We start from the raw sequence: 20,227 nt of genomic DNA, 5'->3' as shown, positions 1-20,227 counted from the left end.
TCTTTATACATCTACATTATTAATTAAAGCAATCTATGATATAAAAAACATACAAATACAAGATCATTTTATCCCAAAACACTGCTCAACCTGAACATTGGTAAATACATGGACACCAAAATCACCCCAACGAAAATCCCAATAACAACAATGATCAAGGGTTCCATAATGGTCGACAGCAGTTTGGATTTTTGTTGTACTTCGATTGTGTATTGCTGGTTCAGTTTTTCAAAAATGAACTCTGTTTGGTTTGTCTCTTCCGCCACCTTGATCAATGACACCATTTTGTTGTCGAATATTTTTCCTCCTTTTAGACTTTCGTGGAGACTTTCCCCTTTCATGATTTTGGATTCCATATTTTGAAGGGCATCCTGTAAGGGGTAGAACCCAATCATTTTTTTGACCATTTGAACACTGTTCAACATGGGGACTTTGGAAGAGGTCAACAATGCCACAGCTTGGGTAAACTGGGCGAGATAGACCGAACGGATAAAGTTCCCCACATAAGGAATCCTCAACAGCAAATGATCCCATTTGCGTTTGACGGATGCTCTTTGCAAAAGCGGTTTTCTCAAAATCAAGAATGTCAAAAATCCCAAAAGGACTATCCAGCCATAGTCCTTTATAAAATTGGATGTAGCGATTATCCATTTAGTAATCGTGGGTAGTTCCACTCCATTCTGTTTGAAAATATCCTCGAACATGGGAACGACCATCCGCAACATAAAAATGACCACTAACACTGCCGTACAAAGAATGATCAAGGGATAGGTCAATGCATTGATTAAGTTTCTTCTCTGTTCGTTCTTTTGGGCAAAAAATACGGCCAACTCTTCGGCGATCTTGACCAAGTTACCACTCTCCTCACCTATTTGAACCGAATAATACTCGTATTCGGTGAAGTCTTTTTGTCCCTTCAAGATTTCTGAAAAACTAAGCCCGGCATCCAGCTTATCCAGCATTTGGGCATAGAAATCCCGGAATTTCTCCTTCTTTTGGTTATCCCTCAACAATTCCAATGAATCTCTTAAATGAACACCGGCCTTTAATAAAAGGGCGAGTTCCCCATAGAACTCTTCCTTTCTTTTGTTGTTGAAGAACTTTCCAAAAAGGGTGATCTCCTTCTTCAAAAGACCTTCCAACCCTTCTCGTTGATCAGTCTTTGAAGTAGTTTCCCCCAATGTATGTTCCAACTTAAATCCCATTACTGATTCACATAACTGGTTGATGCGTTCTTCTTGAACACAAAAATTCTTCCTCCTCCTTCTTTAGAGGTACGCAGGTCCAGAGCATCGATTTCTCCTGATTTTGTTCCCTCTCCCTTGAAATAGATTCTCTTTTCATCGATGGGAATAAAGAACGTGTCACGCTCTTTTATCACATATTTGTCACGAAATTGATATGTTACCCTCTTTAATTCATTTACAAAAAGGAACTTCTGCTCCGTTGCATCAAACCAAACCCCATCACATTGGTTAAAATCAATCCAAAGGCTTTGCCGCAGCAAATTTAGTTCCGTGCTCTTTTCATAGTTGTGGGTCAATCCATCCATCTGTTGCTGTACCAATCTCAAAACACTAAAGGCCATACCCACCACCAAACTTGTTATCAATAGGACAACAAGCATCTCGTTCAAGGTAAAGGCCTTTATTTTCTTAGCGCTTTTATTCATTCAATAGTTTAAAAGAGACTTCTTTATTATTGGCTTCATGAACGGCAGAAAAATTGATCTGGTTGGAAGAATCCCACACTTCATTTTTCACTTCAATGTGCCACGGACCCATTTCATCATAATGAGGCAGCTGCAACTTTCCATATTCGTATTGGTACTGTAATTGTAACAGCTCTTCCTGTATAGCTTCATCGTTCTGGGCAACACTGCCCTCAAACAAGGAATTCAGCACCATACTAGCCACCATGAATACGACCACTATAAGTACGGTTGCCACCAAAGTTTCCATCAATGTGGATGATCTTATGCGTTTCAGTACAACCATTTCAATACTGTATTGGCGGGCTTATCCTCATAACAAAGACCTCCATACCCCGATGGAAGCATCATAGCGTCAATTTTTCCATTGAACAAATGATTTTGATAGGCATTGCCATTTTCCAAGGCTATAAAAGCGTCTGTTGTGGCACTTCCATAAATGCTTCCTTTTAGCTCCAAGTTTCGGGAACAGTAGACCTCTCCAATCACAAGGGCATTCTCCTCTATTTTGATATGCGGCCTTATATCCTTCGATTCCTCTTTATCCTCATAAAGTACAATCCCAGCTACAGAAGCACCATACTCCACCAAAATGTTTGGAATACGGGAACTCCCCATCTCCTTGCCTGTATTTTTGGATTGATGTACCGCCAAAACTGTGGGGTATTCCAAATTGGCCCCTTTCCCCACTCCGATTCTTTCACTGGCCACGGCCTGAAAGTTTCCACGTATTCCTTCCTTGATTTCAATATGGGGAGCCACCAATAGCACATCATGTAATTTTGCGGATGAATGGACCGTTATTTTTCTGGAAGCCCAAATCATAATGTTACCGGAAAGGGTCACTTTTTCCAAATTGACTGTAAAACCTTTAATAATTTGGGTCTCTTCCTTGAAACTGTTTTTGAGCACCATTCCTAGTTTCAAATCCACTTCTTCTCCTTGAGGTTCAAAATCGGGATTGCTTATTCTTTCCAACTGTTGCTGGACTTCTTGGTCCAACTTTGGTAATGTGGAGGAGCTTCTTCGTTGTTTCCCATAGACCAGATGTGGTCGCCTGTACCCATAGCCCTGTATATTGCCCATTTTTATGCCCCGCTCCGGTAATTGGACCGTTCCGGTGATTTTTGCATCTCCAGCGATGACCATGGGACGTTGGTTTTCCTTTAAGTAGAGTGCTGACACCTCACTTTGACCATGTCCGACAAAGCCTGTTTTCTCAAATTCAAGCTTTCCCTTTTTGGCCAAAACGCTTCGAATTTCCAATAAGCCCCAATATTTTTTTTGGATGGTTGTGGTAATTCCAGTTTCATCTTCATCAGGAGCTTGAAGCATATCCCCATTTTTCATGGATTGCATAAAGGAATACACCAACCCCTGATCTGCGGTCCTGACCAATGAAATGGTGACATCCGTTTTCTTCTTAAAAAGTATATGGGTATGGGAAATCAGCACAAAGGACATGAGCAATACGGCAATGATTGCTCCGATGAAGAGCACAAATTGCAGTGCCCCGGCCTTTATTTTTTGGTTCCAAATCATTTTGCTCGCACAATGGTTTCTGTGATTCCCTTGTAACGCACTTTGATGCTTTCCTCGTTTCCACTCAGTAAACGAACATTGTCCACCTCTTCATTTTTGGACAGGGTGTATTGCCTACCATCAATGGAGACAAAATAGAGGGTGTTGCCCGAACCCGTCTGGGAAACCAGTCCTGAATACACTATGTTTTTTTTGGGCACTTCTTTTTTTACAACGGGTCGTTTCACCGTATTCTTTTCTTGGGGTGGAAGGGTTCCCAAAAAAGGGTCCCTGTAATCTGCAATTATGCTAAAGGTGTCCTTCTCCTTCACCAATTGGAAGTCTTGTGAGGTTTGCTTTACCACAATCTCGGGTTGGGGCTCTGACGAAAGGGTACCTATCACCTTAAAACCAATAATGCCCCATATAATCAATACAAGGCCCAAAAGCGCATATGTCTTTACATTCTTGCTCAATTATTCAATGGTGAAGTTAAAGGTGGTGCTGGCATCACTTTCATTCCCTCCGGCATCATAGGCCTTTACGAGCCAATAGTAGGTTCCAGCAGATACCGTGGTGGAATAGGTCTTGTTGGCTCCCAATGCTTTGGTGGTTAAACTCCCAAGGGTTTCATCCGAATAGACAAAGATGCTGTCCCTTTCAGGGGTTCCGGCCACATCTTCCCGGGTCCATGAAAAATCCACAGTTGTCTCGGTCTGGGCAGCCCCATTGGCCGGTGCCACCAGCTGTGGGGTATTGGGCGGGGTCAGATCTAAATCCTCATCCCCATTTACCTGAAAACTGCTTTGGGTGTAAACAGTTTCGTAATCACTATTAAACGCTTTTACCCGCCATTGGTAGTTACCGTTGAACAGGGTTTGGTTAATTCGGGTGGTTATCTGGCCCAGTGTATCCACCTGCACCACACTGTCCAAGTTAAATTGCGCTGCGTTCTCAAAATTGGGGGTGGCCACTTGAACGGTATAGGCCGTAGCATCCTCCACGGCTTCCCAATTAAAACCAACAACATTGGTGGTAAGGGAACTTCCTTCCGTTGGAGCCAAAATGGAAACGGTCTGGTTGGAAATGTCCGGTACCTCTAAAATATCTTCACAACTTGACAGGGATACCAAAATTACCATGCCCATGTATAGCATCTTTCGTGTTATCATAGCTTTGAATAGTCAAGGATTGGATCCAATTTGTTCGGGTTGCTCTCGGTTTCTCCGGGACAGCTTTTGCCATCGATCAATATATTGGCGATTTCCACATGTCCCCGTTTGTTGCGTTTCCAACAGAACCCTGAAGTCTCAAAATCGAAGATTTGGAGGGATGTCATTTTAATTCCTTCTGCTCCACTGCCACTCCCTATTTTTAAAACCAAAGCGCCGTTTTCGCTTTGGATGTAATACTGGTCGGTGGCTTGCAGCTTGTCCTCTGTCTGTTTGTCTGACATAAAGGAAATCATGGATAACAATTGTAATCCCTGATCGTCTTGGATATACCGCCTTACGGTAGCATTTACTTCATTGTTCAACTGGGTACTTAAACCAACAATATCCGTGATCTGCATTTGGTAATAACGTGGTTGAACCGCAGTGGAATCCTGGGATTCCACCATAGGTTCCTGTGCTTGGGCCTCCAAATACTTTGCATATTTGGCCTTTGTGGATGGGCTAAAGCCGATGGATTGTATGGACACTGAAATAGGGGTGACCAACTCGGGTTCTCCCACTTTTTGAAAGTCTTTTTTAAACAGCCCAGAACGGTATGCCCCAATAGACCCGATGCTGGGTATTTGGGACTCCGCCTTTTGCATACGGTGCAAAGGACTGCAGGCATGTAAGACCAATGCCATGAGCATGATTGCTATTGTAGGTTTCATGTGTAAGATTCTGTAGGAAAATAACGCTATTTTGACAAAAGTGTTGTGTGGATTGCCTTGTAAATGAAAAATTCTATCGTCTCAAAGAAAAATGGCCAGATTGGACCTTTCCTTCATACTCATATCGAAACCAATAATCCGATGATGGCAGTTGTTTTCCCAAATACGTGCCATCCCAACCTTGACCTTGGGGTGAAATTTGGCCCAATAGCTTTCCGTATCGGTCATAAATGAACAATCGAGAGTCTGGAAAATACGACCCTCCCACTATATTCCAAGTATCATTGGTGCCATCCCCGTTTGGTGTAAAGAACTTTTGAAAACCGACCGCTATAACATCTTTGCTCAATGTCCTGCAGCCAAATGGATCTCGGACATAAATCGTATACTCCCCTGGAAAAACCTCAAACTGATTATCGGTTTGGTAATTGTTCCCATCGATGGAGTATTCAAAATCACCTATGCCGGTAGCCTCAACCGTAATGGTTACCCTGTCCGAAAGACCGCTTGTGTTTGCCACAAAGCTATCCGGGGCTCCGGAGGATACCACTTCAAAATTGGTAGAACCTGAACATGTGACCCCGTTCTGGTTTTGTGTTACTGTTAGTTGGTAATTTCCCAATTCCGTTATGGGCAATGTGCGTTGGTTTCCGATTGTATTTCCTGAACTATCTTTCCATGTATAGCTTTCAAATTCACCTGCATCCAAAACCAAATCGGGGCTTTCTGGACATATCACATACATTTCGTCCAAATCTGTTATAGGTAAAGGATTTACGATGATATCAAAGTTGGTGACATCATAACATGTGGGCAATTCACTATGCTGGATTCTTGCATAAATGGTTTCATTCAATATTGTATTGAAATATTCAGCCTTGGAAAGGGGAGCATCTCCATTGAAGGCGTCCAATTCTGTTGAATGATAACTCACCTGATAATATGTAGGATCCTGTCCGTTGAGCACCTCAGTATCCTTTTGCGACAGGGCGAATGCGTAAGTCCCCGTTTGCTCATCATCACATACCACAATATCAGTTGGCTGGTATGCCATTGGGGTATCAAATACCTCTAGATGAAAACTTCCAACCGAATAACAACCAGTGTTGTTTGTATTGTTTAAACGGAAATAGATGGTTTGTGGGTTTGTTGTATTCTGATAAACGCCATTCATAGAATTCTGCTCCAGTTCTGCATCAACTTCAGATTCATAAAAAGCAACCGAAACCCCGCTTACTCCTCCTAAAATCTCATCCACCCTTTCATTCAAGTCAAATATATATTGCCCATCATGGTCATCGTCACAGACCCACCAATCCGATACGTTTGGAACCACAGGGACATCAAAAATATGGAGCTGAAAAGCGGTAGTGGCATAGCAAGAACCATCCAAAGCATTGGACACCCGAACGTAAATTGTCTTTTGGAATGAGGAACTTGTAAAATTCGTTGGCAATGGGTTGGAATTACTATCGGCTTCTGCTTGTGAATCGTGATAGGTAATCACCACACTTGTGGCACTTTGGGCACCCAAGACTTCCGGTTCCACTAAGGTTAGATCAAATTCCGCCGTTCCATCATTATTGTCATCACAAACTTGCAGATCAGTTGGTGCATTGGCCAAAACCTGATCAATGACACCAATCGTAAAAATTCCTGTTTCATAACAGTCTGGATACAATGAATTCTCCACCCTAAAATACAAGGTCTCATTGGTCACAGAAGAAGTATAGTTGGGCCCAATGGTGTTCATTTTGTTATCCGCATCCGTTTGGGTGCTATAAAAGGAAATGCCAAATTCAGAAGGATCTTGCCCATTCAGGATCTCAGTATTTTTTGTCGACAGATCAAAAGTATATTGTCCATCACCATCATCATCGCACATCACCCAATCCACAACAATCGATAGTTGCGGTGCCTTCTTAACAATCACTTCAAAACTGGTGGTATCATAACATAAAGGGTTTACCGTGCTGGAGATTCTTGCGTATACCGTTGTAGTACCCTGATCAAAGACTGTTGGAGACACCAATGGATTGGCATTGCCATCTGCATCCGCTTGTGAAGTGAAATAGCTAACAGAAAAATCTGTTGCGGGCTGTGCGCCCAGGACCTGGGTATCCAAAGTTCCCAAATCCATACTGTACGTGGGTTCTGATTGGCATTGCTCTAAGGTGGTCACAGTATTTGCCATAGGAACCTCGGATATCAGAATGACTTTAGTCTCCGTCTGGGTACCCAATGCCGTGGTAACTTCCGCGTTGACCGTATATGTACCTGGCGCTGTATAGGTATGCGTTGGGTTTTCAATTGAAGATGTATTACCATCCCCAAAATCCCATAAAATAGAAAGTATGGGATCAGTAGAAGTGATTGTGAACTCCGTGGTTTCACCAAAGCAAATTTTGTTGGCCTGAATACCGGTAACGAAGAAAAAAGACTGAATAAATGGAGGGAGTCCCCAAAACGACGCTCCACTTCCCAAATCTATAGCTCTATATTCGTAGTTGCAGCCCGTACCAAGTATGTCTGGATTATGAATCACACTTAATGTATTACTAAGAAAATTTGAAATATAGATTTTTCCATCCACCGCCAATTGAATTGAAGCTTCCCCACCATTATTTTGGTTAATGTCGATAGCACTTCTGGGTATATCAGCGGCATTGAGATTGTATTGAAAAATATGATTGTCAAATGGGGATAAATAGAGTATCTGGCCTGATGGTGAAAATTCCACTCCGTATTGATTCGATGCAGTAGTCAAAAGAACAGGGTTGCTTAGGATTCCTGTGGTATTATCAAAATCCAACAGTTCCGAACCATGGTCCCTGTGGCTAATGGCAACTTTGGATCCATCAGGGGATGCTTTTAAGTATCCAATTGCGGTTGTCTTGTCCAAACCTATCGACATATCCATCCCTGCCGTGCTTACTACGGGAGTAGTAATGACCCCGGCCGGGGTGACCAGATAGGTCACAAAATCAGCATTACCCCAATCATGGGTCAACACCCAGATATCCCTACCGTTGGCATGTTTTACTGCGGTTAACTTTTCCATGGAAGGACCATACAGGTACACATTTTTTATACTGATGTCCCCCAGACCGCCATCCAAGCTCATGTCCACCTCCGAAAAATTGATTCCGTTGGGGCCACCTTCCTCGTCCACCGTAAATACGAAATAGATATTGGGATCTTGGGGTTTGGGCACTATTATGGCGGATTGTGTTGAACTGGTATCTCCCAATAGTCCCGTACCGTTGGGCATTACCTGATGGTTGCGATTCCAAATGTTGCTCCCATCCGTATAAAAGAGCAGATTGCCCATAGGGTCTGCAATGGACGCAGAGCCTTCTTTTGTATACACCTGACCATCTTCCAAAGGGACCGGAGCACCACTTCTAAAATCGAGACCGGCATTGTATCCAAAATACCAAATGGAAGCTTCCAACTGGGCTTGCGCGCCCACCGAGAAGAACAGTACTAAGCATAGAAAGAGGATGGGTTGGCGTAGGTTCACGTATAAAGGGACAGGTTAGGTCTATTGAAGTTTGAAAAATAGGATTTTTCCTTCATTGACCCAAACTTTTTCTATAAACTGCGTCTTTTATAGGTATAATCATTAGACGTAATATAAGCTATCAATTTTACCTTCAATATTAAATCCAAGAAATGGGTTACCCCCAAAAATAAATCCGTAAGTGGGCCTCTAGATACGTCTTGTTCTTGGAAAAACATATGGTTCTTCGACTTAATCTTTTTATGTGGGTACGCAAGGTAAGGTTGTTCCGTTCTATGCAATTTGTACAATACTGAAAACATCTATGGATTTCTTTGGGAATCAAACTTGGATACACATTCAAATTGTCGGTGTAAATCCTTTTGGGGTATAATGACAGTACCTTCCCAATGAGTGGTTGGATATTTTCCTTGGTTTTATTCCCTACAAAAAAGTCAATTACTCTTTTTGTTTCTCTTTCAATAGCATAGGTCAACCAAATTGTGTTGGTCTTTTGCCCTATAAAACTCCACGGCTCATCAACTTCATAAATACAACCAAATTTTGCCATGGATGGCGACTTTATATCCTTACTTATCCTTATTATTTTGGCCAACACTGTTTTGGGAGAAATCCCTATGATTCTTGAAATGCTCCTTACCCCACAACCTTCTTTTAGCAATCTTTTTATCAGTGGCTCTACTTGGGGCTCATAGGCTTTGTATTGGTACTGTAGTTGGAATGACTTTTGGCATAGTTTGCATTTGTAACGCTGATTGCCTTTTTGCTTTCCATTTTTTACGGCATGTCCATTACAGCTAGGGCAGTGTTTCTTTTCCATCCACTAATCTACTACACGATGGTGAAAAGAAGCCTTATATCATGGGATTTCATAACTGTTCTTAGAACAAAGAATACCCTACAATGGCAAAAACCAGCATCTGGAGAGCATCCAAAATACTGGCTTTAAATTGTTTAAGTTCAAGAATTGGTAAAACAACTATTTTACTACATTACCTGATTGAAGTTTCCATGCAAAATCAAGATTGTCTGAAAACCTAATCTTTGCTCTAACATCACTCTCTGCCAAATCAAAAATCAGATATGGAACAACACTAATTTCAAAACCTTTTACGGGTTCTTCACCTGAATCAATAACATAGACTACCTTTCTTACTTTACTGTCTCTACATTTTTGCGATAAATCTCTTTCAAATTTGTACGCATCAAGCATATATGACATCGTGTCCACTACACTTTTGTCCGGGTCAAGAGATGAAAATTTGGAAAAGTCAAATGCCTTCATAAAGCATTTGTTATCATCTTTTTCTACATGATACAATACTGAAAAAAAAGAACCAGTCTGTCCATGCCCTTTTTCAAGCTTTTTTAAAACTTTCCAACCTGATTTGAGTGTGATGCCCTCTAAGTCGTGAGCTCCGTTGGCATTTTCCGTCATTTACTGAATTTAGTATTAACATCAACTTATGAGTAGGGGCACTCATACAAATATAGTAATTGAGTGTAAGAATTATCCACAACTGATTATCTTTGATATGTGGAGACAATCAAAGACATCTTTATAAATCTTGTATCTGATGCAATTTCTTTTGTATTGGGAGCAGTTTTTGTTTCCACGATAGCCTATATAAAAAAACCTAATATCGCGATATCAGGAAAAAACAACGTAAATTAGTGGGTTGCGATGTCCAATTTTGGACAAATTAACGTTGATTTCCATTTTATCTTGCAATTGCCTGCATAATTTTCCGAATAACCAAAATAACCATCTCCTTCCAAAATTTCGATAGTACAGCTTTAATACAATTATTCATTGTATTTGTATAGTCTCTATTTTTAAGTGCAAATTGGTTATTTTCATTACTTCCAACTAACAACACCAGTAAATCTGCAAAGACTTGGCACCTATATACAATATGGGACAAACCAAAAATATTCGCTAACTTTAGTATATGGATATAGCACTTCCAAAAGAAATAACCGCACTGATTACGACCACTGTACTGATTGCACTGTTCTTCTTAGCGGTATGGTTATGCAGACGTTACAAATCTTCCAAGAAACACACCAGTACCAGCAAATGAATCAAGGTGTAAAGAGGTATATTGTTGCCTAAATGGTGGTCAAGCAACGAAAATATCAACCCGAAAAGACCAAAATTTGGATCGAAACGTTATATTTGGTAAGTTTGCACAATGAAAAAGGGGTCTAGCCGCTAAACCAAACCCCTTTCCGACTGTAAGTCAAAAGCCCTATCCTTATGAGAGACGGCACACTTTTAACAGTGTATATTTTTGCACTTTTCCAGTCTCATATCTCCAAATGAGGAGACGTTCTAAAATTTTGATGCCCCGGCGGGATTCCAACCTGCAACCTATGCCTTCGGATAGCATTGCTCTATGCATTGAGCTACTGGGCTTGTCAAAAGGACTGTTCACACCAGTCCTTTTTCATTTAATATTATAAAGGTCACTAATAAAGTTTGTATTTGCAAAACCATCATTTTTTCTGTGACTCCATTACCACATTTTTTATTTTATAAGTCAAAGAAAGGGTCTTTAATTGAATCATCTTCTTTATCTCTATCTAAAATATCAGTTTTATATTCATACCCCTCTTTAATAGTTCCATCTTCATTTAACCATTTTGTTAGCCCCCAAAAAGTGTTCTTTAATGAGCTATCGTGCTGCACTTTAGTCAATTTACCGCTCTTTTTAAGTTTCCTTGTGGCATTGGACAGTCTTTTGGTTAAATCGTCTATGTCTCCTTTCCCTTCTAAATCACGGATTATTAATGCCGCTTCCCTAAAATGCAGAAACCTATTTTCAGCCTTTAACACAAATATGAATCTTTCGATAAGGCTTCTTGAAGGATTGTAGTAACTAAATTCCTTTTGATTAGAGTCTTTTTGGTGTGAATCTTCATTTTTATCATTCAATGCGTCCACAACTGCTTCGCCACCAACACTTTTAATGGTTTCGTCAATATACAACAACAGATCAGACACTTGACTTCTGATAGAGTTCAAAGGTTCTACGAATCCAGTAGAACTAAGGGAGTCCACTAGATTTCTTACATCTTGAATAACTTTTGCATTTTGCATGACATTGTATTTTTTTGTATATTTACATCAAATAAATAAGGCTACTGGCGAGGATTTGCACTTCGCTTCAGAACTATATCAGAGTTTTGTTTTAACTGCATAAACTACAGTAGCCGTCACAATAAAAAGGGTTTTCAGATTTTGCCGTCGGAGACCCTTTTTTGTTTCTTCCTTACAAATATATAACAAAATATTTAAACCTAACAGGATAACATGACAGGACAGATATATTTAATGTTCTGTGTAGAGAATGTTTGATATAAAATTATTTAAAACATTGAAATACAGTGTAATAAATACTATTTTATCAAAGTTAAAATTATTTTTAACTTCTAAGTTTCACAAAAAAGGTAATATTTACACAAGACAGAAATGTTAAAAAAACTAATTAACTTAAATTATTAGGTGTTTGTTGGGACTAATTTCATATATTTGACGTAAGAAAATGTACAAGAAATGGATTTCAAGTCACTCATTCAGCTTTTAGATTACTTCAAGGACGAACAAACGTGCGTAGAATACTATGAGCGTTTGCGTTGGGGCAATGAGCCTGCATGCCCCCATTGTGGCTGTACCAATCCGTACAAAACAAACAGGGGTTGGAAATGTCGTGATAAAGAATGCCATAAAAAATTTACGGTTAAGGTCGGGACCATCTTTGAGAACAGTAAAATATCCTTCCGTATTTGGTTCGCTGCCATCTATTTGGCGACCACCAGTAAGAAGGGAATCAGCAGCGTACAATTGGCTACACAGTTAAACATCACACAGAAAACGGCTTGGTTCGTCCTTCACCGGATTAGGGAAATGCTAAAGAGCAAATCCCCTGATATGCTAGGAGAGGGCAAAATGGTAGAGGCTGACGAAGCCTATATCGGTGGAAAGGAGCAGAACAAGCACCACAACAAAAGACGATCTGACGAGGATTTGAACCTTACCAATGAGGGTAAGCCCTATAAATCCAAAAAAGTGATTGTAGGGCTTATCGAGCGCAACGGTAAAGTGATTTTAAAGTATGTGCCTAGGGCAGATGCCAAGAATATGGTATCATTCATCAAAAAGCACGTTCCCGAAGGTTCAACTGTTTATAGCGACCAATCGTCCGTGTACAAGAAATTGCACAAGACCTATACACATGGAAGCGTGAACCATGCGCTTAGCGTATATGTCGATGGTGATGTTCACACAAACACGATAGAGAACTTTTGGAGCATCCTAAAGCGTGGTATCTATGGTATCTACCATCAAGTTAGCGATAAGCACGTTAGCCGCTATTTGGATGAATTTGCTGCAAGGTTCAACACCAGGGAACTAACACCACAGGAAAGGTTTGACGGGTTTTTGGAAGATGCCGAGAGTGTTTTGAGTTATAAAATATTGACTGAAAATACTTTATCTGTTTAAGCAGCGTTAGTTATTTTAACGTTGTTTTATGTTACTTTGGCATAGAAATAGCGTAATATATAGTGAAAATAAAGTATTTTTGCAGCCGTTTAAATGTAATATTCTTATATTTAGACGACTAAACCTAATGAAAAAACTATATCGTAATGGCAAAACCTATTAAAGAAACTCCTTTTCTTTATGGTGAAGACGCTAGAAATTTTGTGAATGAAAACGCCAATGTGGAAAAGGTGTCAGAAGAAGTGAAAAAAGAGATAAATAAAAGCTATGAATCATTAAAGAGCATAGCTAAATTTAAGATCTAAGATTTTGGAATTAATCAGGCTCATACCTGAAATGGATATAAAGCCGTTCGACTGTGGAGATGCAGATTTGAACGGCTTTTTGTTTGATGATGCCAAGAATTATGGCTCGTCTTTATTAGCTGTAACGTATTTGATTCAGGACGATGAAAATACTATAGCTTACTTTGCATACCAAAATGACAAAATTAGCCACACTGACATTGGTGGCGGGAATCTTAAAAAATTCATTAAAAGGGTAGGTAGCTTATTGCCTAAGGAAAAGGGAGAATTTAAAAGTTATCCTGCGGTAAAAATAGGTAGGCTTGGTGTAAATAATGATTTTAAGGGGAAAGGAATCGGTAAGCAGATAATTCAATTTACCATTCAATATTTCACAGAAAACAATAAAACAGGTTGTAAATTTATAACTGTTGATGCCTACAAAGCTTCATTGAAGTTTTATGAAAAAATGGGCTTTAAATATTTGTCAAGCGCAGATGAAAAGTCAGATACAAGATTGATGTATTTCAACTTGGTGTCTGTTTGACTATCTTTACGATATGGAAAAGAAGAAAGATTCTAAGAAAAAAGAACGTGCTAATAAGTACGAAAAGAAGCTGAAGATCAACGGAACGTTGGATGATGTTTTGAAGGTATCCGTTGATAAGAAGAAGGGCGATAACTGACCAATGTTAGCTTGAATTGGAGAAGTGTCGCAACGCTCTGTGATAAAGGGACAATGCCCTGAACTATCGGCAAGATGCCTATGCTCTGGATTTCTGAATTAGCGGAGATCTAACCATGGGGCATGATTCCCAAAAAAAATTACTTCTTGGTAAAACACAGGAAATTCATTTTATCCTGTCCCATATTGTATATAGGTGCCAAAGACTTTGGAATACGCAAACGAAACAAACGTTTCCAAACAACAAAACTCAAAGGAATAAAGCTTGTAAAAACAAAACAGCAACCCAAAAAGAGTTGCTGTTGATTTATTAACTTAGTTGAAACAACTATCTTACTACATTACCGTAATTGCTTATTACTTAATTATAATTTAAACTCTTCAATTATTGGTTTAATAGAGCTTTCATTAAGACCTAAATTTTCTAATATAGAAACCACCTTTTTTTTGTCTTTTTCCTCTATTGCCTTATAGAAATCCTTTTCCACCCCAGCTTCACACAGAGCCTCATTTATTGTCATTCCTTTATACTTCATAATATTTTTATTTAAACTAGCTGTTATTAATATTCAGGGTTTATTCCAGAAACCCTTTTGATTTTAACTTTAGTAGCATCTTTAACAACAATTTCTGGCAAACCTCCTCGATTACCGTCCATTTTCACAGCTTTTCTTCTCAATAAAATGTTTTTCTCTTTTACAGTACCCTCTATCATAAACCTTGCCGTATTTGTTCCAAATTCACCACCTGATGGTAATCCAGCAACATCTCTAAAGTTTTCAACACTATTTGGGTTTATTGGTGTATATGATTTTCCAGTAGGACCTGAATCCCCACCGAAAGCTCTAAAAACTTTAGTTGTTTTATTGGCTTTTATCGTTGCGGATAAAGTTTTTACTGCCGCATTCGCGCCTTTAGCACCAATTACCGCTCCTGCAACTTCTCCAATTACAGTACCTCTTTCAATTCCATTACCATTTGCAACATCATCAATTGCGCCTTCGACAGCAGTACCAATTCCAACCATTGTATTGATATTGTCTTGGTCAAGGGTTCCTCCATATTGCATCTTGAAACCTAAATCTAAAAACTGGCCTACACCTTTGGCAGTTTCAACTGGATGAGCTATTGCGTTTACTGTACTTTTAACGCTATTACCAAGACCATTGACAACACCAATCGAATGTGCTCCTACTCCATTAGGATTCTTAACTGCATCTTGTACCAACCATGGAAAAACATCCAATTCTGCACCCTCCAGCTCTGTACCCATGCCAAGTTTATTCTCAGCGAAAGCATAAGTTGAATTATACACATAATCTTCAGCCAATGGATCCACTTGCCAGAACCTACCTATTGCCGGATCACTGATTCGGTACTTCCACTCATGGAAATTAAGACCAAAGTCATCTGTAAACTCTTGTCCTTGGTACGTTTTGTACTTCTGCGCCACATCGTTTCCAAGCGAGGAGATACCGTTGTCATTGTACCCTTTGTGCTTAAGGCCGAATGGGTAGTAGTTGTTCTCCTCTACAATTTCAGCATTGGGGTCTATACTACCATTATTATTACCATCGGTATAACTCAATCGTATGTTGCCCAAGTGGTCCTTATATTGGTAAACATAGTCATACCCACCCATACCATTGGGCGTTACGTAGCCCTCTGGTTGGCTTAAGAATTGCAAGGCATTGTTTTGGTACACAAAATTACCTGCATACTCGGTCGTTGTCAAAGAACCAGTGACAACAGTCACTTTTTCTAATTTGGCCCCTGTGGCGTCATAAACATACGAAATATTCCCAGAAGATGTAACAATACTTGTAAGAAGATTCAGATGGTTATACGTAATGCTACTAATTTCCTTGTTGGCATCCGTAATCAAGTTTCCATTGCCATCATAAGTATATTCCGTGGGGTTGGTGGCCCCATCCACAAAACCTTCAGAGCCAATGACACTGTCGGCCACACTTTGTAGGCGGTTACTGTTTTCCATGTTGTGATAGTTGTACACTAGATTGTCCATGGCTCCTAAATGGCCCGTCCGCTGCAATGTGAGAATATTTCCGTTCTTGTCGTAGGTAACCGGGTCAGTAATGTTCCCGGAGCCATCAAACACCCCAAGATTATAGTTCCCTGTATTGTCCCTGGCTCCTATAATCCTGTTCAACGGATCATAGGCATAGGCATACCATTTCTGCGCATTGTCCGTATTGGCGGTCTGCCATTCGGTTTCGGCTATATTGCCGTTAAACAGTGCAGCGCCATTATGGTCCGTGGTATTGTAATTGATTCCGAAGGCAAATAGGTCCGTGCCCAAATTTCCGGGTTCATTGATTTGTTTTAACCATCCTCTTACATTATAAGTATAGTCCACGGTCTGTAGCCCAGTTGTTGTGCCATAGTCTACATCTGGCGTACCCCCCACTTTTTTGTGTTCCAACTGGCCCAGTTCATCATATTGGTTATAGGCAATGAGCTCTTCCTCGCCACCAACCCCGCCCGTGGCATTGGGATCGATCCTCAAGGTAAGGGTACCGCTCAGTGTTGTGTATCCTGAAGAACTTGGGGAAATCGTAATACTATTGGTAGCGATCTTGCCCGTGGTGATGACCGGTTCATTAAGAATGGGGTCGGCCTGCACGGGAACTGAACCACAAGTATACCCCATGGTGCCATCTCCAATACACTGGGTCTGTTTCAACAATCGGCCCACGTGGTCATATACAAAGTTGTCTATAGTTACTATTGTGTTGCCGTCACGAGTATGAACTGACCGAACGGTTACTGGTTTTCCCACAAAGTCCAGATCTGTCTCCACAACGTCCTCCGTTTCCAAATAATCATTCTCAATATACGTGTATATTGGACGGGCTTTGTTGTCATAGTAGGTGGCCGTTGTTATCCATTTAACAGGAGAAACATCCAGCACCTTGACCCTGCTTCCTGTGGGCAATCCGGTCACTTGCCCTTTGATGACATCTCCAAATACCGTACTGGTTGGTTCGGGAAACGTACCGGGCACAAAATCATAACCATCATAGTAATTGATGGTCAAAATCTCAATATTGTTCTGCGGAATGGCATTGTTAGAATACAACACCTCTGTTCCGCCAAAATTGGTCGATGCAGCAGTCTCTTCAAACTGATTGTAGGTAACCGTATCATCTGCATATCCTTGCATGGCAACTCGACTTATAGGATTTGGATGTGTATGTATTCCCGAATAGGCCACTCGGCCAAAGGCATCATACTTGGTGAAGAGCCACTTATTGCTGGTTCGCTGTACCGAGTCTTGAGTCATTACCGGTTGATCTAATTTGTTATAAATAACATATTCCCAACCCTTTCCCGGTAACTTTTTCTCTACCAAACGGTTCCTGTGATCATATATATATTGGTAGCCTAGTTCGTCTATCCGGTTCTGCAGTGTTGATATATTGGTCAAGGAGGCATCCATCTTGGGTGGCAGTACATAACTAAGGTTTCCAAAATTGTCATAAACATAGTAGGTGTCATGAGCTTGCTCATTGTTGTAGGTGCGTTTGAGCACTACACGACCTTGCTTATCCTTAAATTCCTCTACAGTATGATCTTTTGTTGCCGTTCCCGGATGGTTTTCATCATAAGTAATGTTTTTATATAGCTCACCCTCGCCATACTCCAAGTTTACACTTTCCTCTATTAATGTAGGTTCATAAATCGTACCATTCGAGGGAATGTCCACTTCAAATTGTCGCACATTATCAGCATCTGTATTTGTTGAATATGCAAGCTCAATCTCATGTGTGCTTCCCATTTCCCAAGACTCTCCAGGGGCTGCCTGCTTTAAAACTCTGTTCAACGGAGAAAGCTCAAATTCTTTCTGGGAAAAAGGGTTAGGATTAGTTGTAGATATCTCATTTGGATAGTTAAGCACATAGTATTCTTCAGTATCAAAATCGGCAAGAGATCGGTAACCTCCTAAATTCCCTTCGGGATCAACATAAGGTAACCATTCCTTTTCCTGCCTTCCATATTCGTCATATTCAATATGTGTGATAATGTCATCCTTGAATGCATTTGGTGATTGTGCGATACTTACTTGTTGAAAAGGGCGTCCCAGACCATCATAAAAAACTATTTCCTGCACCAAAGAATCATTTTGTGTAAAAAACCCTGCATCAATGGTTTCAGAACTTTCTTCTTGATATACCCTGGAATACACGTAGTTATGCTCATTAGGATCATCACTAAGTGCCTGAAGCCTGCAGTAATTAATTAGACTATAAACATCTGGGCATTGATCCGTATTGTCCAGCACGAATCCAAATGGTTGTTCACATTGAACAACTGATACTGTTGGGTCTCCCAGTCCATCACCATCCCTGTCCTCGTAATATGTTGTTTGAGAAACTTCAATGATATCCACTTTCACACGGGTGTTTGATTCACAGGCCGTAGTAGAATTATAGCTAGATGCATAGTAGCTGACATCTTCGTATATTGATTCTGTTGTCCAGAACGTACCTTCATGAAAATGGGTTCCACCGGTAGCCGAATCATACCACCTAATTGTATCCGCATTACCGTCCGGTGTCAATTCCAGAAATACAGTTTCACCTATACATGTATTAAAAGAAGTACTACCCGTTGGACCCTGTAGTTCTGTCCTTACTTCTACCATGATGATTGTGCTTGCAAATAGCTCAGTACCACCACATTTTGTTATACCCCTTCTGTAATATTTGGTTTGGGTCTGGTTTGGGGGAGGATCAAAGGTTGCAGAGCTGGAACTTGCTCCCTGTACTGGAGTCCAATTGTCCAGACCTGTGATAGACTCTTCCCATATATAAGTATATGGCGCTCCTCTTCCACCACTGGGATCAATTGCGCTGGTAATTGGATTTGGGTCATCACCATAACAAATGATTTGATCTCCAGCTATTTCCCCAGCCATTAATTCTGGATATGTATCCAGTAAAACAGCATTGGTTGCTTCTGAAACCCCACATGCCGTAACAACTCTGCGGAACCACTTAGGTCCTACAAATCCAGACGGAGGATCATAGTCAAGTAGGTTAGCTCCTGAACCTTGTATTGGGCTCCAATTCAGACTGTCTGAAGAAATCTCCCATTGGTATGTAGTAGCTCCAACGTTGTTACTTGGTACATGCTCACTGGTTATCGGGGATGGATCTCCACCAAGACAGATTTTATTGGGCACCTCATATATGCTGCCTGGATCTAATGGGTCTTTGACAATGATTCTTGTCGGTAAGGTCTCATCTGTTTGTCCATTACATGAGGTTACCTTCCTCCTATACCAACGGTCTTCTATAAGAATTGTGGAGGGGTCATAGCTTGCCCCTGTTGCTCCCGTTATTAGTATCCAAGTTGAATTATCATCAGAATACTCCCATTGATAGGAATACCCTCCACTACCAGCTGATGGCAACGTTACATTGGAAATCTCACCCGGATCACTGTTATAACAAATAATTTGATTCCCAGAAATTGAACCTGGATCTAAGTCATTGATTGATGAAACTGTGACGCTCCCAGACCCCGGACTCCATTGCCCATCACTACTACGGGCTCTTATATAATATGTTCCTGTGCCCTGATCCGCAGTATAGTTAAGACCGCTTCCAAGGCTTGTACTGGTGCCATTTGAGTTCTTACCCTGCCAATACCAACTCACCCCTAAACCTGTTACACTACCTCCTCGCTCCAAGATAGGAGCACCACAATTATTTGAGACTATAATTGGATTCACAGGGTTTTCAGGCACACCTCCAGAAACGGCCACATCTTTCTGAACATTGTACATAAATGCCCCCTGGTTCAAAACTGTGGCCACAACATTTAGGTTTCCGTTTTCCTCAAATCTTATACGAGCAGATTTCCCAGTACTATTAACTTCAATTATTGTTGCTTTACCATTGGGGTTAACAGTCCAAAGTACATCGGTGCCTTCCACTACTGACAGACTATAGGTGGACGAATCACCAACAACTACCGATTCAAGACCGCTCATAGTAGCTTGTCCTTGTATAGAATATGAAAACAGCAATACTGCTATTACCAATACTGTGTTTAATATGGATATATTCGACTTGGTTTTCATAA

The 20,227-nt window shown here is 40.6% G+C and carries 17 protein-coding genes; 4 read left to right on the top strand and 13 right to left on the bottom strand.

Annotation, left to right across the window (positions count from 1 at the left end; all coding sequences use genetic code 11):
• Positions 1–68: 68 nt before the first annotated feature.
• The 11 genes from FG28_RS15850 to FG28_RS15790 form a co-directional block, all read right to left on the bottom strand.
• Positions 69–1,205: a type II secretion system F family protein gene (locus FG28_RS15850; RefSeq protein WP_036384485.1), complete on the bottom strand. Its 1,137-nt coding sequence runs from the start codon at positions 1,203–1,205 to the stop codon at positions 69–71.
• Positions 1,205–1,672 carry a type II secretion system protein J gene (locus tag FG28_RS15845; RefSeq protein ID WP_036384483.1) on the bottom strand — a complete coding sequence of 156 codons (468 nt, stop codon included), beginning with the start codon at positions 1,670–1,672 and terminating at the stop codon, positions 1,205–1,207. Before FG28_RS15845 ends, FG28_RS15850 begins: the two co-directional genes overlap by 1 nt.
• Entirely contained in the window at positions 1,665–1,997 is a 333-nt protein-coding gene (locus FG28_RS15840; RefSeq protein WP_036384481.1) for a hypothetical protein, read from the bottom strand. Before FG28_RS15840 ends, FG28_RS15845 begins: the two co-directional genes overlap by 8 nt.
• Positions 1,985–3,253 carry a hypothetical protein gene (locus FG28_RS15835; RefSeq protein WP_036384479.1) on the bottom strand — a complete coding sequence of 423 codons (1,269 nt, stop codon included), beginning with the start codon at positions 3,251–3,253 and terminating at the stop codon, positions 1,985–1,987. The genes FG28_RS15840 and FG28_RS15835 overlap by 13 nt, the downstream gene beginning before the upstream one ends.
• Positions 3,250–3,708: a hypothetical protein gene (locus FG28_RS15830; RefSeq protein WP_036384477.1), complete on the bottom strand. Its 459-nt coding sequence runs from the start codon at positions 3,706–3,708 to the stop codon at positions 3,250–3,252. The genes FG28_RS15835 and FG28_RS15830 overlap by 4 nt, the downstream gene beginning before the upstream one ends.
• The gene (locus FG28_RS15825) at positions 3,709–4,404 is read right to left on the bottom strand and encodes a hypothetical protein (protein WP_036384475.1); all 696 of its coding nucleotides are present in this window, start codon (positions 4,402–4,404) and stop codon (positions 3,709–3,711) included.
• Positions 4,401–5,117 (bottom strand): hypothetical protein, encoded by a 717-nt coding sequence (locus tag FG28_RS15820; RefSeq protein WP_156102301.1) that lies wholly within the window; start codon positions 5,115–5,117, stop codon positions 4,401–4,403. Before FG28_RS15820 ends, FG28_RS15825 begins: the two co-directional genes overlap by 4 nt.
• 73 nt (positions 5,118–5,190) lie before the next feature.
• Positions 5,191–8,640, bottom strand: a complete 3,450-nt coding sequence (locus FG28_RS15815) for a T9SS type B sorting domain-containing protein (protein WP_156102300.1) — start codon at positions 8,638–8,640, stop codon at positions 5,191–5,193.
• A 157-nt stretch (positions 8,641–8,797) separates the two neighbouring features.
• Positions 8,798–9,460, bottom strand: a complete 663-nt coding sequence (locus FG28_RS21140; protein ID WP_036384468.1) for an IS1 family transposase — start codon at positions 9,458–9,460, stop codon at positions 8,798–8,800.
• Positions 9,461–9,619: 159 nt separating this feature from the next.
• Positions 9,620–10,078 carry a hypothetical protein gene (locus tag FG28_RS15805; RefSeq protein WP_036384466.1) on the bottom strand — a complete coding sequence of 153 codons (459 nt, stop codon included), beginning with the start codon at positions 10,076–10,078 and terminating at the stop codon, positions 9,620–9,622.
• A 1,098-nt stretch (positions 10,079–11,176) separates the two neighbouring features.
• Positions 11,177–11,743 carry a hypothetical protein gene (locus FG28_RS15790; RefSeq protein ID WP_036384462.1) on the bottom strand — a complete coding sequence of 189 codons (567 nt, stop codon included), beginning with the start codon at positions 11,741–11,743 and terminating at the stop codon, positions 11,177–11,179.
• Between the two features lie 456 nt (positions 11,744–12,199).
• Between FG28_RS15790 and FG28_RS15785 the strand changes: the two genes are divergently transcribed.
• The 4 genes from FG28_RS15785 to FG28_RS21055 all read left to right on the top strand — a co-directional run bounded on the left by FG28_RS15785 (position 12,200) and on the right by FG28_RS21055 (position 14,117).
• The gene (locus FG28_RS15785; RefSeq protein WP_036384460.1) at positions 12,200–13,147 is read left to right on the top strand and encodes an IS1595 family transposase; all 948 of its coding nucleotides are present in this window, start codon (positions 12,200–12,202) and stop codon (positions 13,145–13,147) included.
• Between the two features lie 146 nt (positions 13,148–13,293).
• Positions 13,294–13,452 (top strand): hypothetical protein, encoded by a 159-nt coding sequence (locus FG28_RS20860; RefSeq protein ID WP_197062616.1) that lies wholly within the window; start codon positions 13,294–13,296, stop codon positions 13,450–13,452.
• 4 nt (positions 13,453–13,456) lie between these two features.
• Positions 13,457–13,978: a GNAT family N-acetyltransferase gene (locus FG28_RS15780; RefSeq protein ID WP_036384458.1), complete on the top strand. Its 522-nt coding sequence runs from the start codon at positions 13,457–13,459 to the stop codon at positions 13,976–13,978.
• Positions 13,979–13,991: 13 nt separating this feature from the next.
• Positions 13,992–14,117, top strand: a complete 126-nt coding sequence (locus FG28_RS21055; RefSeq protein ID WP_262491876.1) for a hypothetical protein — start codon at positions 13,992–13,994, stop codon at positions 14,115–14,117.
• 364 nt (positions 14,118–14,481) lie between these two features.
• Here FG28_RS21055 and FG28_RS20855 read toward each other — a convergent pair whose 3' ends face one another.
• Both FG28_RS20855 and FG28_RS15770 read right to left on the bottom strand, forming a co-directional pair.
• On the bottom strand, positions 14,482–14,652 hold the full coding sequence (locus tag FG28_RS20855) for a hypothetical protein (RefSeq protein ID WP_197062615.1): 171 nt from the start codon (positions 14,650–14,652) through the stop codon (positions 14,482–14,484).
• Between the two features lie 26 nt (positions 14,653–14,678).
• Positions 14,679–20,225 (bottom strand): DUF6443 domain-containing protein, encoded by a 5,547-nt coding sequence (locus FG28_RS15770; protein WP_156102299.1) that lies wholly within the window; start codon positions 20,223–20,225, stop codon positions 14,679–14,681.
• Positions 20,226–20,227 lie beyond the last annotated feature (2 nt).

It is taken from the genome of Muricauda sp. MAR_2010_75 (assembly GCF_000745185.1).
Lineage (GTDB): Bacteria > Bacteroidota > Bacteroidia > Flavobacteriales > Flavobacteriaceae > Flagellimonas.
This window is presented reverse-complemented; position numbering and strand designations above follow the sequence as displayed.

Bases quoted from the DNA above. Each gene is read 5' to 3' on its own strand.
- FG28_RS15850 (WP_036384485.1), bottom strand. From the start codon at position 1,205: ATGGGATTTAAGTTGGAACATACATTGGGGGAAACTACTTCAAAGACT.
- FG28_RS15845 (WP_036384483.1), bottom strand. From the start codon at position 1,672: ATGAATAAAAGCGCTAAGAAAATAAAGGCCTTTACCTTGAACGAGATG.
- FG28_RS15840 (WP_036384481.1), bottom strand. From the start codon at position 1,997: ATGGTTGTACTGAAACGCATAAGATCATCCACATTGATGGAAACTTTG.
- FG28_RS15835 (WP_036384479.1), bottom strand. From the start codon at position 3,253: ATGATTTGGAACCAAAAAATAAAGGCCGGGGCACTGCAATTTGTGCTC.
- FG28_RS15825 (WP_036384475.1), bottom strand. From the start codon at position 4,404: ATGATAACACGAAAGATGCTATACATGGGCATGGTAATTTTGGTATCC.
- FG28_RS15820 (WP_156102301.1), bottom strand. From the start codon at position 5,117: ATGAAACCTACAATAGCAATCATGCTCATGGCATTGGTCTTACATGCC.
- FG28_RS21140 (WP_036384468.1), bottom strand. From the start codon at position 9,460: ATGGAAAAGAAACACTGCCCTAGCTGTAATGGACATGCCGTAAAAAAT.
- FG28_RS15805 (WP_036384466.1), bottom strand. From the start codon at position 10,078: ATGACGGAAAATGCCAACGGAGCTCACGACTTAGAGGGCATCACACTC.
- FG28_RS15790 (WP_036384462.1), bottom strand. From the start codon at position 11,743: ATGCAAAATGCAAAAGTTATTCAAGATGTAAGAAATCTAGTGGACTCC.
- FG28_RS15785 (WP_036384460.1), top strand. From the start codon at position 12,200: ATGGATTTCAAGTCACTCATTCAGCTTTTAGATTACTTCAAGGACGAA.
- FG28_RS20860 (WP_197062616.1), top strand. From the start codon at position 13,294: ATGGCAAAACCTATTAAAGAAACTCCTTTTCTTTATGGTGAAGACGCT.
- FG28_RS21055 (WP_262491876.1), top strand. From the start codon at position 13,992: ATGGAAAAGAAGAAAGATTCTAAGAAAAAAGAACGTGCTAATAAGTAC.
- FG28_RS20855 (WP_197062615.1), bottom strand. From the start codon at position 14,652: ATGAAGTATAAAGGAATGACAATAAATGAGGCTCTGTGTGAAGCTGGG.
- FG28_RS15770 (WP_156102299.1), bottom strand. From the start codon at position 20,225: ATGAAAACCAAGTCGAATATATCCATATTAAACACAGTATTGGTAATA.